At 66.3% G+C, this 933-nt stretch carries 1 protein-coding gene; it reads right to left on the bottom strand.

Features of this window, described 5'->3' with window-relative positions; translation table 11 throughout:
* Positions 1-18: 18 nt before the first annotated feature.
* On the bottom strand, positions 19-855 hold the full coding sequence (locus tag ACLJK8_RS22905) for an IS5 family transposase (protein ID WP_413152696.1): 837 nt from the start codon (positions 853-855) through the stop codon (positions 19-21).
* Positions 856-933: the final 78 nt, after the last annotated feature.

Raw genomic sequence — 933 nt, 5'->3', positions numbered from 1 at the left:
AGAGCCGGACTCGAAACTCTACGCGCCGTGCCAATACCTTGCGAGGCGCCTGGTCAGGACGCGGATATGGGCGATGAATATCCACGCCTCGGCGGAAGCGATGGATTTCTCCCAGTCCTTGGCCAGTCGGCGGCATCGTCCGAGCCATGCGAAGGTGCGTTCAACGACCCAGCGCATTGGCAGAACCTCGAAGCCCTTCGCGGTATCGGAGCGCTTGACGATCTGGATCGTCCAGTCGCCGAGGCGGCGCAGGGCTCCCTCGAGTTTCGGCCCGGCATAGCCGCCGTCGGCGAAGACGTGACGCAACCAGGGCCAGCGGGCGCGGATGGAGCCCAGGACCGCTGGCGCCCCGTCGCGATCCTGAATGCTGGCCGCGTGAACCACGAGCCCGACGAGCAGGCCGAGCGTGTCGGTGACGATGTGCCGCTTGCGCCCCTTCACCCGCTTGCCGGCGTCGAAGCCACAAATCCCGCCACTCTCGGTGGTTTTCGCGCTTTGGCTATCGATGATGCCGGCGCTCGGGCTCGCCTCGCGGCCCTCCAGCTCGCGCGCCGCCATGACCAGGTGATTGCTGATCGTCCGCCACAAGCCGCTGTCGCGCCATTCGTAGAAATAGCGTTGCACCGTCGAGGCGGGCGGGAGGTCCTTCGGGAGCATGCGCCACTGGCAGCCGGTCGTCGCGATGTAGAGGATCGCGTTCATCACCTCCCGAAGGTTCGTCGTCCGGGGGCGGCCGACCCGACGGGGCGCCGGCAGGAGCGGCGCGATCAGCGCCCATTCCCGATCCGTCAGATCACTTGCGTAGCGCGGCCCCCGGCGGTCATAGTCGCGCCGAGCGGTATCAGTCCAGGGCATCGGATCTCCGTCAGTCTTCGCAAACCGACGTGAATCACAACCCGCTGATATCGCTCAACTCATTTCGGGTCCGGCTCT

This window comes from Amaricoccus sp. W119, from assembly GCF_047275745.1.
In the GTDB taxonomy this organism is placed as follows: Bacteria; Pseudomonadota; Alphaproteobacteria; order Rhodobacterales; family Rhodobacteraceae; genus Amaricoccus.
Note: the sequence above shows the minus strand (reverse complement) of the source record. Positions and strands in the feature narration are given on the sequence as shown.

Coding starts and splice junctions, on each gene's coding strand:
- ACLJK8_RS22905 (WP_413152696.1), bottom strand. CDS start 855: ATGCCCTGGACTGATACCGCTCGGCGCGACTATGACCGCCGGGGGCCG.